16 protein-coding genes are annotated in these 19,170 nt (G+C 57.5%); 9 read left to right on the top strand and 7 right to left on the bottom strand.

Going from position 1 to position 19,170, the window contains the following annotated elements; all coding sequences use genetic code 11:
• Positions 1-117: 117 nt before the first annotated feature.
• Positions 118-2,172 carry an NADPH-dependent 2,4-dienoyl-CoA reductase gene (locus GJU83_RS03990; RefSeq protein WP_153633769.1) on the top strand — a complete coding sequence of 685 codons (2,055 nt, stop codon included), beginning with the start codon at positions 118-120 and terminating at the stop codon, positions 2,170-2,172.
• A complete protein-coding gene (locus tag GJU83_RS03985; RefSeq protein WP_153633768.1) occupies positions 2,169-3,191 on the top strand; it encodes a CNNM domain-containing protein in 1,023 nt (340 codons plus the stop codon). Before GJU83_RS03990 ends, GJU83_RS03985 begins: the two co-directional genes overlap by 4 nt.
• Positions 3,192-3,206: 15 nt before the next feature.
• Here GJU83_RS03985 and GJU83_RS18945 read toward each other — a convergent pair whose 3' ends face one another.
• Both GJU83_RS18945 and GJU83_RS03980 read right to left on the bottom strand, forming a co-directional pair.
• Positions 3,207-3,371, bottom strand: a complete 165-nt coding sequence (locus GJU83_RS18945; protein WP_167352690.1) for a hypothetical protein — start codon at positions 3,369-3,371, stop codon at positions 3,207-3,209.
• Between the two features lie 109 nt (positions 3,372-3,480).
• A complete protein-coding gene (locus GJU83_RS03980; protein WP_153633767.1) occupies positions 3,481-4,476 on the bottom strand; it encodes a GlxA family transcriptional regulator in 996 nt (331 codons plus the stop codon).
• A gap of 337 nt (positions 4,477-4,813) precedes the next feature.
• Here GJU83_RS03980 and GJU83_RS03975 point away from each other — a divergent pair, with 337 nt between their 5' ends.
• Together GJU83_RS03975 and GJU83_RS03970 are read left to right on the top strand one after the other, a co-directional pair.
• Positions 4,814-6,616 (top strand): acyl-CoA dehydrogenase, encoded by a 1,803-nt coding sequence (locus GJU83_RS03975; protein ID WP_153633766.1) that lies wholly within the window; start codon positions 4,814-4,816, stop codon positions 6,614-6,616.
• On the top strand, positions 6,616-7,395 hold the full coding sequence (locus GJU83_RS03970) for a crotonase/enoyl-CoA hydratase family protein (RefSeq protein ID WP_153633765.1): 780 nt from the start codon (positions 6,616-6,618) through the stop codon (positions 7,393-7,395). The genes GJU83_RS03975 and GJU83_RS03970 overlap by 1 nt, the downstream gene beginning before the upstream one ends.
• A 230-nt stretch (positions 7,396-7,625) precedes the next feature.
• Here GJU83_RS03970 and GJU83_RS03965 read toward each other — a convergent pair whose 3' ends face one another.
• Positions 7,626-8,894, bottom strand: a complete 1,269-nt coding sequence (locus GJU83_RS03965) for an alkane 1-monooxygenase (RefSeq protein ID WP_153633764.1) — start codon at positions 8,892-8,894, stop codon at positions 7,626-7,628.
• 183 nt (positions 8,895-9,077) lie between these two features.
• Between GJU83_RS03965 and GJU83_RS03960 the strand changes: the two genes are divergently transcribed.
• The 5 genes from GJU83_RS03960 (at position 9,078) to GJU83_RS03940 (ending at position 14,194) form a co-directional block, all read left to right on the top strand.
• Positions 9,078-9,329, top strand: coding sequence for a hypothetical protein (locus tag GJU83_RS03960; RefSeq protein WP_153633763.1), 252 nt, complete (start codon positions 9,078-9,080; stop codon positions 9,327-9,329).
• Positions 9,330-9,420: 91 nt separating this feature from the next.
• Positions 9,421-9,717 carry a hypothetical protein gene (locus GJU83_RS03955; RefSeq protein WP_153633762.1) on the top strand — a complete coding sequence of 99 codons (297 nt, stop codon included), beginning with the start codon at positions 9,421-9,423 and terminating at the stop codon, positions 9,715-9,717.
• Between the two features lie 179 nt (positions 9,718-9,896).
• A complete protein-coding gene (locus tag GJU83_RS03950; RefSeq protein WP_153633761.1) occupies positions 9,897-11,900 on the top strand; it encodes a PhoX family protein in 2,004 nt (667 codons plus the stop codon).
• Between the two features lie 219 nt (positions 11,901-12,119).
• Positions 12,120-13,760: a methyl-accepting chemotaxis protein gene (locus tag GJU83_RS03945; RefSeq protein ID WP_069182967.1), complete on the top strand. Its 1,641-nt coding sequence runs from the start codon at positions 12,120-12,122 to the stop codon at positions 13,758-13,760.
• 68 nt (positions 13,761-13,828) lie between these two features.
• On the top strand, positions 13,829-14,194 hold the full coding sequence (locus GJU83_RS03940; RefSeq protein WP_069182968.1) for a DUF4870 family protein: 366 nt from the start codon (positions 13,829-13,831) through the stop codon (positions 14,192-14,194).
• Positions 14,195-14,209: 15 nt separating this feature from the next.
• On the opposite strand, the gene GJU83_RS03935 is transcribed toward GJU83_RS03940, so the two are convergent.
• The 4 genes from GJU83_RS03935 to GJU83_RS03920 all read right to left on the bottom strand — a co-directional run bounded on the left by GJU83_RS03935 (position 14,210) and on the right by GJU83_RS03920 (position 19,168).
• Positions 14,210-15,523, bottom strand: coding sequence for an MFS transporter (locus GJU83_RS03935; protein ID WP_153633760.1), 1,314 nt, complete (start codon positions 15,521-15,523; stop codon positions 14,210-14,212).
• A gap of 83 nt (positions 15,524-15,606) precedes the next feature.
• A complete protein-coding gene (locus GJU83_RS03930) occupies positions 15,607-16,701 on the bottom strand; it encodes a DUF1513 domain-containing protein (protein WP_153633759.1) in 1,095 nt (364 codons plus the stop codon).
• 16 nt (positions 16,702-16,717) lie between these two features.
• Positions 16,718-17,752: an imelysin family protein gene (locus GJU83_RS03925; RefSeq protein ID WP_153633758.1), complete on the bottom strand. Its 1,035-nt coding sequence runs from the start codon at positions 17,750-17,752 to the stop codon at positions 16,718-16,720.
• Positions 17,753-17,761: 9 nt separating this feature from the next.
• Complete coding sequence (locus tag GJU83_RS03920) at positions 17,762-19,168, bottom strand: di-heme oxidoreductase family protein (RefSeq protein ID WP_153633757.1); 1,407 nt, start codon at positions 19,166-19,168, stop codon at positions 17,762-17,764.
• Between the last annotated feature and the right edge of the window lie 2 nt (positions 19,169-19,170).

The following is a 19,170-nucleotide window of genomic DNA, read 5'->3' as shown; positions in this document are numbered from 1 at the left end:
ATGGTTGCTCCGTCAGTCAAACTTGTTTGCCGATGATACGTGGCCCGTCTGGAAGGTCAAGTCAACTTGCCATTGATCAAGTGTATACTCCCGATAAATATTTTATGAGAGAGTCCCATGACCGATAGCTATCCCAGCCTTCTGAAACCGCTGGACCTCGGCTTCACCGAACTGAAGAACCGGGTGCTGATGGGGTCCATGCATACGGGCCTTGAAGACCGGTTCTGGAACATTCACAAGCTTTCCCGTTATTTCGCTGAGCGAGCTGAAGGTGGCGTCGGGCTCATGGTAACGGGCGGCTTTTCGCCCAATCTGGTCGGGCAGTTGGCTCCGCTTGCTTCAACCATGAACAACCGTGCCACGGCCTTGCTGCATCGCCACGTGACCGGCGCGGTTCATGAGGCGGGCGGAAAGATCTGCATGCAAATCCTGCACGCGGGACGCTACGGTTACCAGCCACTTATTGTTTCTGCGTCGGCCACCAAAGCGCCGATCAGCCCATTCAAGGCACGCGCTCTATCCACGAAGGGCGTTGAGCGACAGATCAACGACTTTGTCAGTGCCGCGAAACTTGCCAAGTTCGCCGGCTATGACGGCGTTGAGGTGATGGGCTCCGAAGGCTATTTCATCAACCAGTTTTTGTGTGAACGGACGAACAAGCGGACAGACAAGTGGGGCGGCCCTTACGAAAACCGCATGCGCCTGCCCGTGGAAATTGTTCGCCGGATGCGCGAAGCCGTGGGGCCGGACTTCATCATTATCTATCGGTTGTCCATGCTGGACCTCGTTGAGGGCGGCCAGACCTGGGATCAGATCGTAACCCTGGGCAAAGCCATCGAGCAGGCAGGTGCCACTATTATTAACACCGGTATTGGCTGGCACGAAGCGAGGGTGCCCACCATCGTTACTTCGGTGCCCCGTGGCGGCTTCGCTGATGTCACCGCCAAGTTCTATGGCGAAGTGGATATCCCGGTGTGCACCACCAACCGAATCAACACCCCGGAGAAAGGGGAGGAGATTCTGGCGGCCGGCAAGGCGGATATGGTGTCCATGGCCCGGCCTCTGTTGGCGGACAGCGAGTTTGTGCGTAAGGCCGAGCAGGGGCGCAGTGATGAAATCAACACCTGCATTGCCTGTAACCAGGCCTGTCTGGACCATGCCTTCCAGGCCAAGCGAGCTTCTTGCCTGGTAAACCCCCGAGCCTGTCACGAAACCGAGCTGGTATTGACGGTAGCGCCTGTTGTGCGCCGGGTCGCCGTGGTAGGTGCCGGACCTGCCGGTTTGGCAGCAGCAACAACAGCCGCGAAACGCGGCCACAAAGTGACGCTGTTCGAAGCGGATGACCAGATTGGTGGCCAGTTCAACTACGCCAAGCGCATCCCGGGCAAGGAAGAATTTTATGAAACCCTTCGCTATTTCCAGCGCCAGATCGAGCTGCTTGAGGTTGACCTCAAACTCGGCACTCGCGTGGATGCCGAGTCACTTAAGGCGCAGGGTTTCGACGATGTCGTGATCGCCACCGGCGTGAAGCCGAGAACTCCGTCCATTGAGGGCATTGACCATCCCAAGGTGCTCGGCTACCTCGATGTACTTCGCCATAACAAACCCGTTGGCAAGAATGTGGCGGTTATCGGCGCCGGCGGCATCGGTTTCGATGTCAGCGAATTCCTGACCCATGACTTCAGCCATCATCCCGAAGGCGAGCAGGTCAGCGTTGCCGACTGGCAGGCGGAGTGGGGCGTTAATCCGGATTTTGATGGCCCCGGCGGCCTGGCGGAACGACAACCGACCCCGTCACCCCGTAAAATTTATCTGATGCAGCGAAAAACCGGCAAGGTCGGTGGAGGCCTGGGCAAGACCTCGGGCTGGGTGCACCGCAACAGCCTGAAGCATCGTGAAGTGGAAATGCTTCGGGGGTGTCGCTATGAGCGCATCGACGACCAGGGACTGCATATTTCAGTCACCGACAAAGAGGGCAAGGTGACGGAAAGCCGGGTGCTGCCGGTGGATAATGTGATAATTTGCGCCGGTCAGGAACCCTTCCGGGAACTTTTCGACCAGTTGTCGGACTCTGGGGTGAACGCACACTTGATCGGCGGCGCAGACGTTGCCGAAGAACTCGACGCAAAACGGGCCATCCGGCAGGGAACGGAAGTCGCAGCCAAACTATGACATTACTTATTGCCTTCGCAGTTCTTTCGATTGGCTTCTCCTTCTTGTGTTCCATTCTCGAAGCGGCGTTGCTGTCGGTGACGCCGAGCTACATCGCCTCGTTGAAGAAAGAGAAACCGCAGCTGTTTTCCAGGTTGCGCAAACTCAAAGACGATGTGGACGACCCCCTGTCTGCAATCCTTACACTGAACACCGTCGCCCACACCGTCGGCGCCACCGGTGTCGGCGCCCAGGTCACCGTGGTCTTTGGTGAGGCCTGGCTCGGTATCGCCTCGGCCGTTATGACCCTCGCCATCCTGATTTTCTCTGAAATCATTCCCAAAACCATCGGGGCCAAGTATTGGCGCGGCATCGCTCCCCGGTTGCCTGCCATTCTGGGCTTCATGATCAAGGCACTTTTGCCGTTCATCTGGATGTCCAAACAGGTCACTCGGCGCATTGCCTCGGGTGAGGCAGATACGGACATCCGCGCCGAGATCAGCGCCCTGGCAGAAATAGGAAAAGACCAACAGGCGCTGGACGAAGATGAGCGGCGGATGATTCACAACGTTCTGCGCTTCCACGAGATAAAGGTCAGTTCGGTCATGACACCGCGGACGGTGTGCAAATACGTTGATCCGGACATTACCTATGAACAATTCCGCGACCAGGTCAGAAAATCACCCTTCTCCCGTTATCCGGTGATAGATGAAGACGGAGAGGCACTTGGCTACCTGCACCGGGCCGATCTGATCAACCTCGATGCCGACGTCGACCTCCTGGAGCACATGCGCAAGATCAAGCGCGTGAAAGGCAATACCAACATCGAGTTCCTGTTCTCGGACATGCTGAGAGAACGGCAACACCTGGCCGTGGTCTATGACGAGCTGGGCACCTGGTTGGGGATAGTGACGCTGGAGGACATATTGGAGACACTTTTGGGCACGGAAATCATGGATGAAACCGACAATGTCTCTAACCTCCGCCGGTATGCGAAGCAGCGCTGGAGCCGTCGTCTGAAGAAGTATGGCTCCGGATAAACAGGGATGTGAGGTTTAACGGGCGGCTTTCAGTGCATTGGAAATTGCTTCGGCTTCTGCTTCAAGTACCTGACACCGAAGGCTGTTTCCCTGCTGCATCGCCTGCTCGATTTGCTTTCGTTTCATGTCGTACAGCTTGCTCAAGATATCTGCCTGGCTTTGTCTGATCGGTGCGTTCATGGCGGGCCTCCCCAAAGTGACACCTGTCGGTATTCTTTACGTTCAAGACCGGATGTTGGCCTTCGCTGAAAACCGATGCATAACCCGGGCCAGTCGGGGGGTGGCAACATTACCTGACAAAGCGGGACCGGTAAGCACCCGGGGATAGCCCGGTGTGTTTGCGGAACAGACGAGTGAACGAGCTCACGTCCTCATAGCCTACCAATTGCGTGATTTCATCAATCGGTGACCGCGATTTCTCCAAATGCTGACGTGCAACCTCGATCCGTAGAAGCTGCAGGTACCCTGTGGGTGTATCGCCGGTGGCTGCCTTGAACCGGCGAATCAGGGAACGCTCGGTGAGTCCGCCCAAAGAAGCCATGCGGTGGAGGGTGACGGGTTCACTGTAATGGCTATCCAGCCAGTCCTGAAGCTTCAGAATGGCAGCATCGGAATGGTAGCGCCGGGCCTGTAGTGCACTGTAGGGCGCCTGACTGGTCCGCCCTGCATCAATCACAAACGCCTTCGCCAGCTCCCTTGCGACTTGTGCCCCCGCGTACCTTTCCACCAGATAGATCCCCAGATCCCACCAGGCCATCCCGCCCCCGGCACAGGCAACGTCGCCGTCCACCGTAACGAGCTTGTCCGGCTGCATGTTCACCGCCGGGAAACGCTGCCGAAACTGATGGCTGAACCCCCAGTGTGTCGTCGCTTGCCGACCATCCAACAGCCCCGCCTCGGCCAGCATGAACGCCCCGGTACAGTTACTGGCCACCCGGACCTGCCCGGCGTCTGACGACCGAAAGGCGCCAAGCCACTCTATGAGCTCCGAATTCCCTGTCAGCACAACATCGATCGGACCACCAATTGTCGGGATTACCACCAGATCACTGTCGTCGCCCCCTGGCAGCAGATCATTCCAGGCTCCGTCTGGCTGAATGGTCAGCCCGTTAATGCAACGGCAAGGCGTGCCATCTTTAGTAAGAAGCCGAGTTGTGAATTGGGGTGCTGGCGTTTCATCGTTGATCCGCGCCCAGGTAACGCCCGCAAGTCGGAAAAGATCAATAATCCCGGTAATGGCACTGGCAAGTGCCCCGTCAAAACCAATGACAGAAACGGTCCGCATACAAACTCCAAAGTAGGGCGCCAGCGGGGTATTGCCTCCCGGGACTGTCTGCAGCATGGATGCTGCAGTCAAGCGTACAGGGGTGAGGCCGAGCGTTTATGAAGCGAAGTTTCATGCCACAGCCGAACGACTGCAATCTGTGATTGCAGGCTGGACCCCGCAGGGGTATTCACAGCGTGTCCCGGGAGGCAATACCCCGTTGGCGGCCGGTCGCCAAACGTCTGTTAAATGTTGCGAGGCAATGGGATGGCAATATTGACCATAATTATGTCATAAACGCCGGTTCCCAGAAAAAACCAGTTGTGAGAGGCTGTCGACAACAAACAGGAGACCAAGCATGACCGACACCCTGATCGACCGCCGCGACCTGGCGTTCCAGCTATACGAAGTACTCGATACCGAAAACCTCACCACCCGCGAGCGCTTCAGCGAACACAACCGCGACACCTTCGATGCCGTCATCGAAACCGCCGACAAAATGGCCCGGGAGAAATTCGCCACCCACAACAGCGCCGCAGACAAAGACGAGCCGAAATTCGTCAACGGCCAGGTCGAGATGCTTCCGCAGGTAAAAGAAGCCTTCGACGCCTACGCTCAGGCTGGCTTCATCGCCGGACGTTACGATTATGAACTGGGCGGCATGCAGCTGCCTGAATCCGTCATGGCCGCCTGCAACGGCTTCTTCACCGCCGCCAACCCCGGCACCGCTGGCTATCCATTCCTGACCACGGCTGCCGCCAACCTCATCCGAGTTTTCGGCAACGAAAAGCAGAAAAATACCTTCTTGCCGAACATGCTCAGTGGCCGGTTCAGCGGAACCATGGCCCTGACCGAGCCCCACGCCGGCTCTTCCCTGGCAGATATCCGGACATCCGCGTCGCCCACCGACGAAGGGCACTATCTGATCAAGGGTGCCAAGATCTACATCTCAGGGGGAGAGCAGTCCATCACCGACAACATCGTTCACATGGTGCTGGCCAAAATCAAAGGTGCGCCTGCGGGCGTGAAGGGCATCTCCCTGTTCATCGTGCCCAAGTTCCTGGTGGATGACGAAGGTAACCCCACCGAGCGCAACGGTGTAAGCCTGGCCGGTTTGATCCACAAACTGGGCTACCGCGGTACCACCTCAACGGCACTGAGCTTCGGTGACGACGCCCCGTGTCACGGTTACCTGGTTGGCGAACCCCATCAGGGTCTGAAATACATGTTCCAGATGATGAACGAAGCGCGGGTTGGTGTTGGTTTTGGTGCTGCCGTAATCGGTTATCGCGGTTACATGCACAGCCTGGAATACGCCAAAGATCGTCTTCAGGGCCGCAAGGCCAGTGAAAAGAATCCGGAAAGCCCGCAGGTTCCGATCATTGATCACGCCGATGTAAGGCGCATGCTGCTTGCCCAGAAAGCCTACAGTGAGGGTGGTCTGGCCCTGTGTCTCTATGGCGCCCGGTTGATGGATGACCAGCACACCCACCCGGACGAACAGAAACGCCACGAAGCCGGTAAGCTGCTGGACCTGCTCACCCCGGTGATCAAAGCCTGGCCGTCTGAATACGGCCCCAAGGCCAACGATCTGGCCATCCAGGTCTACGGTGGTGCGGGCTATACCCGCGAATATCCGGTGGAGCAATGCTGGCGCGATAACCGACTGAACCCGATTCATGAGGGCACCAACGGCATCCAGGCCCTGGATCTGCTGGGCCGGAAGATCTGGCAGGATCAGAGTCATGGTCTGCAATTACTGATGCAGGAAATGCAGGTGGACCTGCAGGCGGCTACCACCGATCGGTGCCAGCAGTGGGCCTTGTCCCTGAGTGAAACCCTGCAGCAGGCGGTGAAGGTTACCCAAAGCCTGGGTAAGTCACTGATGGAAGGCGACCCCGATAAAACTCTGGCCAACGCGTCCTGCTACCTGCACCTGTTCGGGCATATTATCGTTGCCTGGATGTGGCTACGTCAGGCCAACGCAGCAGCCCACGCCCTGGGCTCCGCCAACACAGATGACGAGCGCAACTTCTACCAGGGCAAGCTGCAGGCGGCCCAGTATTTCTTCCACTGGGAGTTGCCAACCGTGGCTCAGGATCTGGTCTTGCTTCGCAATCAGGACGACACCTGTCTTAATATGAAGCCGGAGTGGTTCTGATGGCTTTGGTAAACGTTGAAAAGAAGAATCACATCTTGCTGATCGGGCTGAATCGCCCTGAAAAAATGAACGCCATGAACCGCGAGATGTACCACCAGATCGCGGCGGCCTATTACCAGCTGGAACACGACCCGGAGTTAAGGGTAGGTCTGATGTATGCGGAGGGAGACCACTTCACCAGCGGCTTGCAACTGGACGACTGGGCCGGTGTCTTTGCCAACGGCAAAGGTATTGAGCCGGGCGAAGGTGAACTTGATCCGTTCCACATCACCGGTGAGGCACTCAGCAAACCTGTCGTCTTTGCTGCCCAGGGTATTTGCTTTACTTGCGGCGTTGAGATGATGTTGAACACGGACGTGCGCGTTGCCGCTAAAGGCACCCGCTTTGCCCAGCTGGAAGTAAAACGCGGCATCTTCGCCTGCGGCGGCGCCACCATCCGCCTGCAGCGGGAAATCGGCTGGGGGAATGCCCAGCGATACCTGCTGACTGGCGACGAGTGGACTGCCGATCAGGCCTATCAATGGGGGTTGATCCAGGAATTGGTGGAACCGGGCGAGCAGTTCGACGTTGCGTTGGAAATCGCTGAAAAGATTGCCAAGGCCGCCCCTCTCGGTGTTCAGGGCAGTCTGAAATCGTCAAAAATTGCCGTCAGCGAAGGGCAGGAGGCTGCGAAGCAGCGTTTGTTCCCGGATCTGCAGCCGGTGATGGCCAGTGAGGACGTCAAAGAGGGAATCCAGTCTTTCCTGGAACGGCGCGAAGCTGTTTTTAAAGGCAAGTAAATTCTAAATTTCTTCGGGAAACACCTGCTCTCGGGAACTAAAAGAAGCTGGCGAATTCATCAGAAATCTGGGCAGCCGACCGGGGGATTCCTCCCGGGAGTGTGAGCAGCAGGGATGCTGCGATCAAGCCCCCATGGATGGGTTCACGGCGTCTCCCGGAAGGAATCCCCCGGTTGGCTGCATGCACCAGACCCCGAAGGCTGGGGCCTGGCCTAAAGCGCAAGAAGAATTCAGGCGGCCTCGGATTTCCTGGATTCGCGACGGGCCTTGGCTTCCGCCGCTACCTCCGCAGCGTAGTCCGCATACTTGGCCATCAGTTCCTCTTTCCGATCCGGATCCCAGTTGATTTTGCTCAGATCCCCCTCGTAGTGATCAATTACCCGCTTATCCATGGTTTCATACCACCACTGAGGCAGGTAGGCCGGCAAAAGCATTGAAGCATAACCCCCGGGCAACTGGGGCGCTTTCTCAAAATGCCTCAGGGCCTGGAAGCTGCGCTGGGGGTGGGCGTGATGGTCTGAATGCCGCTGCAACTGATACAGGAACAGGTTGGTCACGATGTGATTGCTGTTCCAGCTGTGCTCCGGTTGGGTCCGCTCGTACTTCCCGTTCTTGTCCTTCTGGCGCAGCAAGCCGTAGTGCTCAATGTAGTTTACGCTTTCCAGCAGGCTGGCCCCGTACACCGCCTGGGCCGCCAGGAAAGGCACTGCTCTTGGTCCGCAAACCAGCGTTGTCGCGCCAAAGAAGCCAGCGCTCATGGCCCAGCCCTGCAGTAGCTCGTTATCCAGGCTCCAAAAGGTTTTACCCTTGCGGGCAAGTCTCGCCTTCTCGATCTTGATGGAGGATTTGATGCCTCCCAGCACAGTGCGCGGCAGGAATTTCCAGAAACTCTCGCCCATGCGGCTGCTGGCGGGGTCCTCTGGCGTTGCCACCCGTTTGTGATGACCGAAATTGTGTTCGACAACAAAGTGGGTGTAGCCGGTGGGGGCCAGCGCCGCCATCGCCAGCAACTTGTTCAGTTTGTTGGATTTGTGGCCAAGTTCATGGGCGGTGTTGATGCCTACACCATTGATGGCACCGACCGTCAGCGTCAGTCCTATCTTGTCATCCAGGGGTGTGCTTTTGCGGCTGGCAAGCCAGGCGCCCATGAAGGTCATGGCGTACTGGGTGGGAATAAACGCCTTCACAATCCGGTCGTAGTACTTGTCCTGCTCCAGTGTCTTCACCGCCGATTCCGGAGGGTTGCTCTGATCTTCACCAATAGCGCGGTCGAGGGCGGGAATGATTCCGTGCACCAGCGCCGGGCCGGTCCAGGCAAGGGCTTTCAGCTTTTTCGGAGCCAGAGCATAGCCGGTCAGGGCGGCCAGTCCGATTCCCGGCAGGGCAGGGCCGAGCAGCCACATGTAGCGTTTCGGGTCTTTCCAGTTGCCAGAGGCATCCTTTTCGACAGGCGATGAGACCTGATGTGATTGCAGATTGTCTGGGGTTTTGGCGTTCATTGTTTTCTCCCGTTCGTTGCGCGTACCTGCAATTTATGTCGGACAATCTAACAATGCAACGGGCGTCCAGATCCAGACCAAACCTTGGCTCGAAATGACAAATGGCTTTTCTTTGGCACAAACCCCGTTTCTGGGCCAGACTGACATAGACAACAAGAGCTGGATCACAAGGAAGAATCAGCCATGCCAAACTCTTCGTCTGCCACTGCTTCATACTCTGTCCAGGGGATGCTTCGCGAATACCTGTCTACCGGCAGGCTTACCGAAGTGGTCTACCGTGATAGTGCCGGCCAGGTATGTCTTGTCCACGATGTCATTCGCGATCTTTTCAATCGTGCCGGGCAGGATTTTCTTATGCTCGGGCGGGGAATCATGCTGCCGTTTGATCATGTGATTACCATTAATGGCCAGGTGCTCTCCGATAGCGCCGGTTAACGAAAGGGTAATCGGCCGGTAATTGTGTTTGTCAGAGTTCACGCCGTACCCTGTGCTCCGTTGTAAATACTTACCAACAGAGGGATATGGTATGAACAAGCTCACACTGAGTGCGCTTTTGATGGTGCTGACACTTGGCCTGGCTGCCTGCAGCTCGGATGACAACGAAGGCGTGGATGTCGAGCAGGCAGCAGATAACGCCGGAGAAATGATGGAAGACGCTGCGGATTCCACAGAGGAAACCCTGGAAGAAGCCACCGGCCAGGATGAAAGTGCCATGGGCGAGTTGCAGGAAGGTGCAGAGGAAGCCGGCGAAGCCATGGGCGACGCAGCCGAAGAAGCTGGCGACGCTATGGAAGAAGGCTATGAAGAAGCTACCCAGCAGTAACTGAACAGACTGACCGCTCCGCCGCAACAGATTGCACGGAGCGGTCGGTCCCCCGGTTCGAGCGCTTGTAAACTAATGTTAACGAATTTGTCTTTTTAACTTCCGCTTACTGTCATATTTCCCGCCGAAACTGGCCTCTCAACAACATTGACCCGCTGTTCTTTGAGAGAGGCAATAACATGGCTAAGCACGACCTTGATCCCAATTACCTGGATCCCAACTACGAGCCGGTAGTCAACCACACTGAAAACACCCCCTTCCACCAGGTCCTGTCCGCGCGCATGCAGCGCCGCACCCTGATGAAAGGCAGCGTTGGAGCTGCCCTTGCCAGTGTGATGGGCCTGGGCCTGGCAGGTTGTGGCAGCGACAGCAACGACGGCACCACCAGTAGCAATGTTTCAAGTACCGATATCGGCTTCAAGGCGGTACCGACATCTACAGCCAACGAGGTAGTTGTTCCCGAAGGATACTCTACTGAGGCGTTCCTGCCGTGGGGCACGCCCATCACAGGGTCTTACCCTGCCTACAAGCCGGATGGCACCAATACCGGCGCCGAGCAGGAACAGCAGATGGGTATGCACCATGACGGTGTGCATTTCTTCCCCATCGATCTGAAAGCGGGCGGCAACAGCTCCAGTGAAGGTCTGCTCGTGATGAACCACGAGTACATCAACCAGGGCGCTCTGCATGCCAACGGCGCAACCTATGTAAACGATATGCGCCCTGCGGACGAAGTGCGCAAGGAAATCGCAGCACACGGTGTTTCTGTCGTTCACATTAAACGCGACACCAATGGCAAGTGGGACATCGTGTTTGGCAGCCCGTTCAACCGTCGTATTACGGGTAACACCGAAATGGATATCCGTGGCCCGGTTCGTGGCTACAGCAAGCTGATCACCAAGTACAGCCCGGATGCCACCGAGACCCGCGGCACTCTCAACAACTGTGCGATGGGTCCGACGCCCTGGGGAACTTACCTCGCTGCAGAAGAAAACTGGCACGGCTACTTCGCCAATGGCGATGCCACGCAGCCACGTGAGCAGACCCGCCATGGTGTAGGCAGTTCCAGCCGATATGATTGGGAACTGGCGGATAGCGCCGCGGACCAGTACGTTCGATTCAACGTGAGCACGATCGGCGCAACCGCTGCGGATGACTATCGCAACGAGGCCAACACGTACGGCTATATGGTCGAGATCGATCCGTTTAGCCCTGAAAGCAAGCCGCAAAAACGCACTGCGTTGGGCCGTTTCGGTCACGAGGGCGTCATCTTCGCACCGGCCAAGGAAGGCGAGCCGGTGGTTTGCTATTCCGGCGATGACTCCCGTTTTGAGTACATCTACAAGTTCGTATCGTCGAAGCCCTACTACGCCGCCACCGCCGGTGGATATCTGTTGGATGAAGGTACTCTGTACGTAGCCCGGTTCAATGACGACGGCTCCGGCGACTGGTTGCCACTGGATCTCGACGACGCGGACTTTGCAGCCAAGGTTGCTGCAGCCGAGGGCACTCAGGTGGGTGATGTCCAGTTTGACGGTTTCGAAAACCAGGCAGACGTTCTTCTGAACACCCGTCTGGCCGCCGATATCGCCGGTGCAACCCCGATGGACCGCCCGGAGTGGGGGGCTGTCGACCCGAATTCGGGCCAGGTATATTTCACGCTGACCAACAACTCCCGCCGGACGGAAGAGCAGGTTAACGCGGCTAACCCGAACGCCAACAACCGCACCGGTCATATCATCCGCTGGAGTGAAGAAGGCAATGACCATACTGCCACCAGCTTCGATTGGGACATCTTCGTCTTTGCCGGTGAGCAGGGTACGGAAACCGTGGTGGATGACGAGGTGATCGTATCCCTGACTGACGACAACATCTTCAACAGCCCGGATGGCCTGTGGTTCGACTATAACGGTCGCCTCTGGATCCAGACCGATGGCTCCGATGCAGCGCCCTACCAGAACAACATGATGCTGGCTGCCAACCCCGAGACCCGCGAAATCAAGCGCTTCTTCGTCGGTCCCGAAGGTTGTGAGGTTACCGGCGTTGTCTCCACTCCTGATGTGAAGACCATGTTCGTCAACATCCAGCACCCCGATGGCAACTGGCCAGATTCCAGTGATCCGCGCCCGCGTGACGCAACCGTCATCGTCACCAAGGACGATGGAGGCGTGATTGGCGCCTGAGCCAACATTGAAGTAATAATCTGAACACCGCAAACCCGGCCTGCTCGGTAACAGAGTGAGTCGGGTTTGCGGTTTTTTGTTTCAGAAATGCTATTCCCCGCCGATATGTATATTAAATACACTAAAGTATGAGTTATAAACTCATGTCAATTCTTTAGTCTCCACAATGGCCTTTAATAACAAAATGTTTGCAGAAGCAACGAAAAAGAAGAGGTTTCTATGGGCTTACTGGATCGGGCTTCAATTCTATGGGGGTTGGCGGTTGCCGTTGTTCTTGCGGTCGTCTGCGCAGTGGTGGCGCCTTTGTTAGGTCTGGAACCTGCGTCCACTTTGATCGGGCTCGTCGTCGGCCTCGCGGCCGCTGGCGGTTTCCTCATTGTCCGGGTGTTGGAGCCAACTGAACGGGGCCTCAAGGCTCTGAATGACGGCACCCTGTCTGACAATCATCCGCTGCATGCCCAGTGTCACCAATTGCTTGCCGATGCCAGGGCCGGACGCGCGTTGGTAGAAACCCTGTCTGGAAGCGCCGACAGGAACGCAATATCGGCGGCCCAGGTGTCTTTTGCCGCTGATCAACTGAAGCTCCGGCTCGATCGTCAGGTTGAAGAAACCGCTCAAATGGCCGACTACGCAGGCCAGATTACCGAGACTGTCCGGGAGTCCTCGGAACAGGCCACGGATGCGGCCACCATGGCTTTGCAGAACAAACAGGTCAGCACCGAGGGACGTGAGGCCCTTGTCTCCGCCATCGACAGCGTCAGGGCAGTGCATCAGCAGTCCGGGGAAAATCTGCGGCTGATCCAGGAGCTGAACGAGAAATCCAACAAGATCCAGGGTGTAACCACCACAATCCAGGGAATCGCTGAACAGACCAACCTGCTTGCTCTCAATGCGGCCATCGAGGCCGCCAGGGCAGGTGATCAGGGGCGCGGTTTCGCAGTGGTTGCCGACGAAGTGCGCCAACTGGCGGGCCGAACAGCCCAGGCGACGGGGGAAGTGGCTGAAACGCTGGAAGAAATACGGTCCGATACCACGTTGATCGTGTCTCGCATTGAAGACCTTGCCCGCAGCATCGAGGAAGGACTCGCCTCAGTTGAGAGCGTGGGCGAGCGATTGGACCAGATCAGTTCCCAGTCGGACCGGGTTCAGCAGCAAGTAGCCCGAATTGCCGAGATCGACCAGAACAACGAGCAGAGTCTGGCCCAGGTGTTCTCCGCCATTGAAACGGTGCGTGACCAGATCTCGGAGAGTGATACCAGCGTTTCTTCACTGGCAGAGCAGGCTGCGACGCTGATGGAACTGGCAGAAAAAGCCAATGCTTCATTCGCCTTGAACAGCGAAGCAAGTTATCACCGGCCCTTTTTCGATCAGGCAAAAGCCGGCGCTGACCAGATTGGCCAGATGTTCGAGCAGGCCATACGGGATGGCAAGCTTTCGGAAAGCGCTCTGTTCGACAAGACGCGGACTCCCATCCCGAACACGCATCCGCCGAAATACTCCAGCAGCTTTGACAAGTTTACTGATCAGTACCTGCCGGCCATTCAGGAACAGGTGAAGAACGCCCATGAGGCCATTGTCTTTGCCATAGCGGCTGCGCCCGACGGGTATGTACCGACCCACAACCGGGATTTTGCACACGCACCAACCGGAGATCCGAAGGTGGATCTGGTTAAAAGCCGAAGCAAGCGGCTGTTCAACGATCGCACGGGTATCCGCTGTGGTCAGCACACCGAGAACATGCTTTTGCAGACCTATCGACGGGATACCGGCGAAATCATGCATGATCTCTCGGTGCCGATCTATGTGAATGGCAAGCATTGGGGCGGTTTCCGCCTGGGCTACCGTCCGGATAATCACTGACCGGGTCGGGATTATCGACTCTAGAGGCTGTGCTAGACTCCAATTGTCCAATCAATAGGAGAGTTGTCTTGGCTGAACCGGAGTTTATACCTGCCGACACGGATCCCGCTTCCCGCCGCAGTGACCCGGCGCGTAACCTGGCGGTGGTGGTCTATATCCTTCAGGCACTGTCTTTTTTCGTAGGAGGCATTACCGGTCTGGTGGGTGTAATTATCAATTACGTGAAGCTGGACGATGTTCGTAATACCTGGGTGGAGCAGCACTTCCGCTGGCAGATCCGCACCTTCTGGATTGGCCTGCTCTGGACGGTGATTGGCATTGTGACCACGCCGATTATTATCGGCTGGTTCATCCTCCTTGGTATTTCTATCTGGATCATCTACCGGATCGTCAAAGGCGCTCTGGCTCTGAACGATGGCAAGGCACCCTCCTGAGGAGGGTGCCCCTGATCAGTCCTCGGTGACTTCCTTCAGGCGGATTGCGCTGAACATCCCTGCCAGCCCCATCAGACCCAGAACAATAATCACTGCTACCTCTGAGATCATCGATACGAGGGCGGTCAGGCCGCCGGTAACCAGCAGAAGAACACCAATGACCGTGTTGCTCACCGCTGTGTAATCGGTGCGTTTGTTGCCGCCTGCCATATCCACCAAGTAGGTTTTGCGCCCCAGCCTGACGCCGGCGTGGGCTATGCTCAGAACGAAAAAGGCGACCGGGTAAAACCATACACTGCCGATTTCCGTCCCGATAAACAGCGCGGTAAAACCGACGAGCAGACACACTCCGCTGGCCATGGCAGCACCACGTATCATGACTCTACGGCTTGAGGTGTCCGCGGCCCAGCCCCAGAAGCTGGCACTGAGGGAACTGGCCAGACTGCTGGCCAATAGGAAGATACCCAGCATCCAGCCAATGTCGGACTCCTTCTGTGCAAGCACCACGAAGTAGGGCGACGCCAGGGCCGAGCAAAGTAAAAGCGCCCGGGTGATCACGAAGTGTCTGAACGGTGCATCATCGCGGAGCAGGGAAAGGCTTTGGAACGCTTCGGTGATGGCGTTACCGCCACCTCCGGTTTCACCTTCATACTCTTCCACTCCGGCAAACAGGAACCCGGCAATGACCCAGAGAACACCGGCCAGAAGTAGTAGCACGGTATAGAAGGCAATGGTCGGGTCGCCGCGTTCCCAGAACAGGAGGGCGGTCAGCACAACGGTGGCCGTGCCGCCAATGGTAGAGGCCAGTCCGCCAAGTCTCCCCCTGCGGGTTTTCGGAATGCATTTGCCCTGAACATCTTTCATGGATACTGAGCAGAATCCTCGGGCCAGGGAAAACACAATGAGGGCGGCTATGATCCCGGAACCTGCGACATAGCCCTCGAAAAACCAGATGCTCGCCGCCATGGCCACAACACTTGCAGCCTGGCCGAAACTTCCGAGGGTCCAGAACCACTTGCGAACGGGTTTGCGGCGCACCCAGGCTGCGATGACCATTTGTGGAACGAGAGAGCCGGATTCGCGGATCGGAACCAGCCAGGCCACCAGCGCAGGAGCACCTATGGCACTCATCAACCAGGCCAGGACGGTTTTGGGGCTGATGAGGAGATCGCCCAGCTTGGTCAGTACGTTGCTGGCGAGAATCAGGAAGAAATTTCGGGGCACCTCGCGACAGGCTTCCTCCGGAATGTCTTTGCAGACCCGTGCGTCTTCTTCGTTGGCAATCAGGCTGTAAAGCTGGTCGATGGTGTCCTTTCTGCTCTCGGGCAAACCGCTGTCCTCCGGAAAATGAGTCAGAAGGATACCAGTATGGACCGGTATCCTTAAGTCCGGAGTACGGTGGTTGCCACTAATCAGACCAGATGGTGATCCCAGTAAACAGGAAGATCTGCCAGTTCCCTGGCCGGTGTGGTAGCGCCCATCCGAACCAGCTTGCCCTGGCCGGAGGAGATCAGGAAGTCGCCCCCGGCAAGGGCCTGGACACCGGCGCAATCGGCGATGGAGGCGCGGTTCACCAGTTCACCGGTACTGCCCCTGAAGATAATGGCTGTGCCACCAACAGGTGAGGCAGCAGCAACAAGGTCGTTCTCTGGATGGGCAACGACACTGGCTATGTAGTTGGCCATAGCTTTCTGGGTGTCCGCATCGAATCGGTATTCCCGCAGTTTTCCCTGTTCAAGGCGCGCCAGTAGGGGCGGCGTTTCGTACTGCGGTCCCTGATATTGAAAGGCCACGTACACTCGGCCACTCCCGCTGACGCTTACATGGCGGGCACTTTGCTGATGATGGGGCGGCTTGAAACGGCCAACGATTTTGCCGGAATGACGATTCATCAGAAGCAGGGCAGGATCCATGGTATCCAGATTCAGCTTTATACGGTCGTAGTCTGGGTGGGTCAGGATACCCCCGAGTCCGATCACCAGGGTTTCGCCGTCCGGGTGCATGGTCAGCTCGTGGGGACCAATGCCGTTAAGATCGAAGGTATCGGTTCGCTGGTACTCCTTTTCCGCGTCGTATACCGCAATAATGCCTTCGCCCTGTTCGTACCGGCTGGCGGTTACGTATAGCCAGCGGCCATCCAGGGAAAAAACACCGTGGCCCACGAAGTGCTCGCCGGCTGCCGCGTCTATGCGGTGTTTGAAAGCTCCGGTCGTTGTATCGAACACATAAAACGACCATCCGGGGCGACGATCAAAGAAAAGGGTTTCGCCCCTGGCAGGCCGGTTGCACCCGCTGTGGCAGCGTGTTTGAACCGGCGTTTGCCAGAGGACGTTACCGGTGCGATCGAACGCGCTGACGCCAAAGCTGCCATCCGGCAAGCCGATGGCGCCGGCATAGTGGTCTGGTTCGCCCGAGGCTTTTCGCGGAAGCATTGAACAGCCGGTCAGGGCCAGTGCAATACCACCGCCAACGGATGCTTTGAGAAGGGTCCGCCGGTGCAAACGCATAGGAACAGTCGCCTCCTCAGTCGCCATCGCTCGAGTTGAAGCCTCTTACTACGTTGAGAGCAACCGCCGCCTGGTCATTCACCAGAATGGTCAACTGCGAAACGTCCACGTAGAGGCCCTGAAGGACCCGGAATTGGACTTCTTCGTCGAGCGCCGTTGCCATGGGAAAATAGGCACCAGGAAAGTTTTGCTGAACTTCGTTGAACTGATTACGAATGCGCTCCGCAAGGTGCTTCTCTTCGTTGCTTTCAAGCGCTGTCGTGAGCCCTGGCAAAAAGAACTGGTTCAGGCCATCGACTGTGGCCTCGATGGTCTTCAGCGTTTCGCCGCTGCGCCAGGCGTCCGCGATGTAGGGATTGCGCTTTCCATTCCCGCGCAGACCCATTGGTTGGGCCAGTCGGCGCTCCTCCAGGATCTCCAGTGCGGCCATCCCTGCGCGGACGGTAGTGTCAAAGTACTGGTCGGTCTTCAAGTAGTGAGGCCTGAAGGCCTGCCATCGGGTCATTAATTCGTCGCCGTTGCTCTCTACGTGGGCAGCCACGCCGGTCAGCAGTTCGCAGGTCCGGGGGGCGGGCAGTTTGTTATCCCCGGTATTAAATGTCTGATCGAACAGCAGGTATTCAATCATCGGGAAGCCCTGAACGGCCACGCCGGATTGGCTGATCACCTGCGGAGTGATCGGTTCCTCGTCGCCGGTCAGGTAAGCTGCTTTCCGCGCGACCAGATTCTTCGGGTCGGGCCAGAACTGGAACTGCCAGGAAAGATTGTTGTTTTCGACCGGTCCGAAATCGACAAAGCGCACCCGCTGCCAGGCCAGGAAGGCATCCAGCCAGGCGGCTTCCAGTTGTTCCCGGCTTTGCGGGGCAGGATTCCGGCAGTAGTCCCGGGCGCGTTCAGCCAAAGCGCCCGTTTCTTTTTTCAGCGACTGATAGCCAGTGACAATGCCCTCATACCATTGCTGGCGGGCCTGGCTGGTGGCATCGCTTGCCCACACCAGGGGCGACGTTGCTGCGAGGATAAATGTGCACAGCAGTCTGGTGATCGGTTGCATGGCTGATCCTCAGAGTGAATTCAGGAAATCAATCAGGGCCGCACGATCCCCGGACGACATCTGGCGGTAGCGTTCGGCGGCGGTCGCTGCCTCACCACCATGCCAGAGCACGGCTTCTTCCAGTGTGCGGGCGCGACCATCGTGCAGGAACCCGGCCTGAGGATTCACTACTTGCGCCAGTCCAATGCCCCACAGCGGGGGTGTTCGCCATTCGTTGCCATTGGCCAGGAATTCATCACGTCCATCCGCCAGAGCTGGGCCCATGTCATGGAGCAGCAGATCTGTGTAGGGCCAGATAGTCTGATTGCTGAGATCCGGGCGTTCGGCTACCTCACCCGTCTGGTGTCGGGGAGTATGACAACCAGCGCAGCCAATTTCGTTGAACAGTTTTGCTCCTTGTTGAACCGAACCGGACTCAAGATTTCGGCGTGCCGGAACGGCGAGGCTCCTGGCATAGAAGGTCACAAAGTTGGCAACCTTATCGCTGACTTCCGGTTCGCCGCCATGGGCGAACCGCTCACAGTTCTGCTCGGGCATGCAGTCGGTCGTGGGTTTCAGGGTCGAGGTCAGGCCCATATCGCCGGCGAAGGCACCCATGCTTTGCTGGTGGACATCCGGCTCCGCTGCCTTCCAGCCAAATCGGCCGGGCCGCGTCTGTTCCGTTGCCAGATCCCAGACCTGGTTGAGTTTTCCGGAAATGCCATTGCCGTCGGCATCGTCAGGGTCATGAAGGGCTTGCAGTTTTTCGATGGGGATGGCTTCCAGCAGGCCCATTCCGATCATCTGCGGTGCTACCCGGGGTGAAACCAGCAGGTCGTCGGGCAACGGACCGTAGTTTGGGTTTTCGATGCGATACACAGGTTTGCGCAATTCCACAACAGTGCCGTCCGCCAGGGTCTTTTTCACCGGCGTCCATTCAATGACGAGGTCGGCCTCCGGTTTCGCTGCGGGAAGTGCAGCGGTCTGCAACTGGCTGCCGTAGACCGGTGCCGGTTTAAAACCTTGCTTGCGCAGAATTTCGGCGTCCCGTACCGGATCAGCAGGCACTGCCAGCCTCAGAAACAGGGAAACTGTCGGTTCATCAACACCGGGGGGATGTCCGCGACCATCCTTGATGTGGCATCCCTGGCAGGAGTTGGTGTTGAACAGCGGACCAAGGCCATCACGGGCATCGGTGCTCGCCGGTGCCTCGACCCAGGGGTTCCGGAAGAAGCTGTTGCCCACGCTGAAATCCAGACGCTTGGTCATGGACAGATTGCCCTGGGGCAGCGAATAGGCGTTGGTATCTGACTGCTGAACCGTCCCCTCGCCACCGGTGGCGGGAGTGGTCTGAATAGGGTAACCCGCGTGGGTTTGGGCGGAGACGGGTGCGCTGGCAATTGCCAGCGCACCGATCAAGGCGAACGGTCTCATCATGC

The sequence above is a fragment of the Marinobacter salsuginis genome (genome assembly GCF_009617755.1).
GTDB lineage: Bacteria > Pseudomonadota > Gammaproteobacteria > Pseudomonadales > Oleiphilaceae > Marinobacter > Marinobacter salsuginis.
Note: the sequence above shows the minus strand (reverse complement) of the source record. Positions and strands in the feature narration are given on the sequence as shown.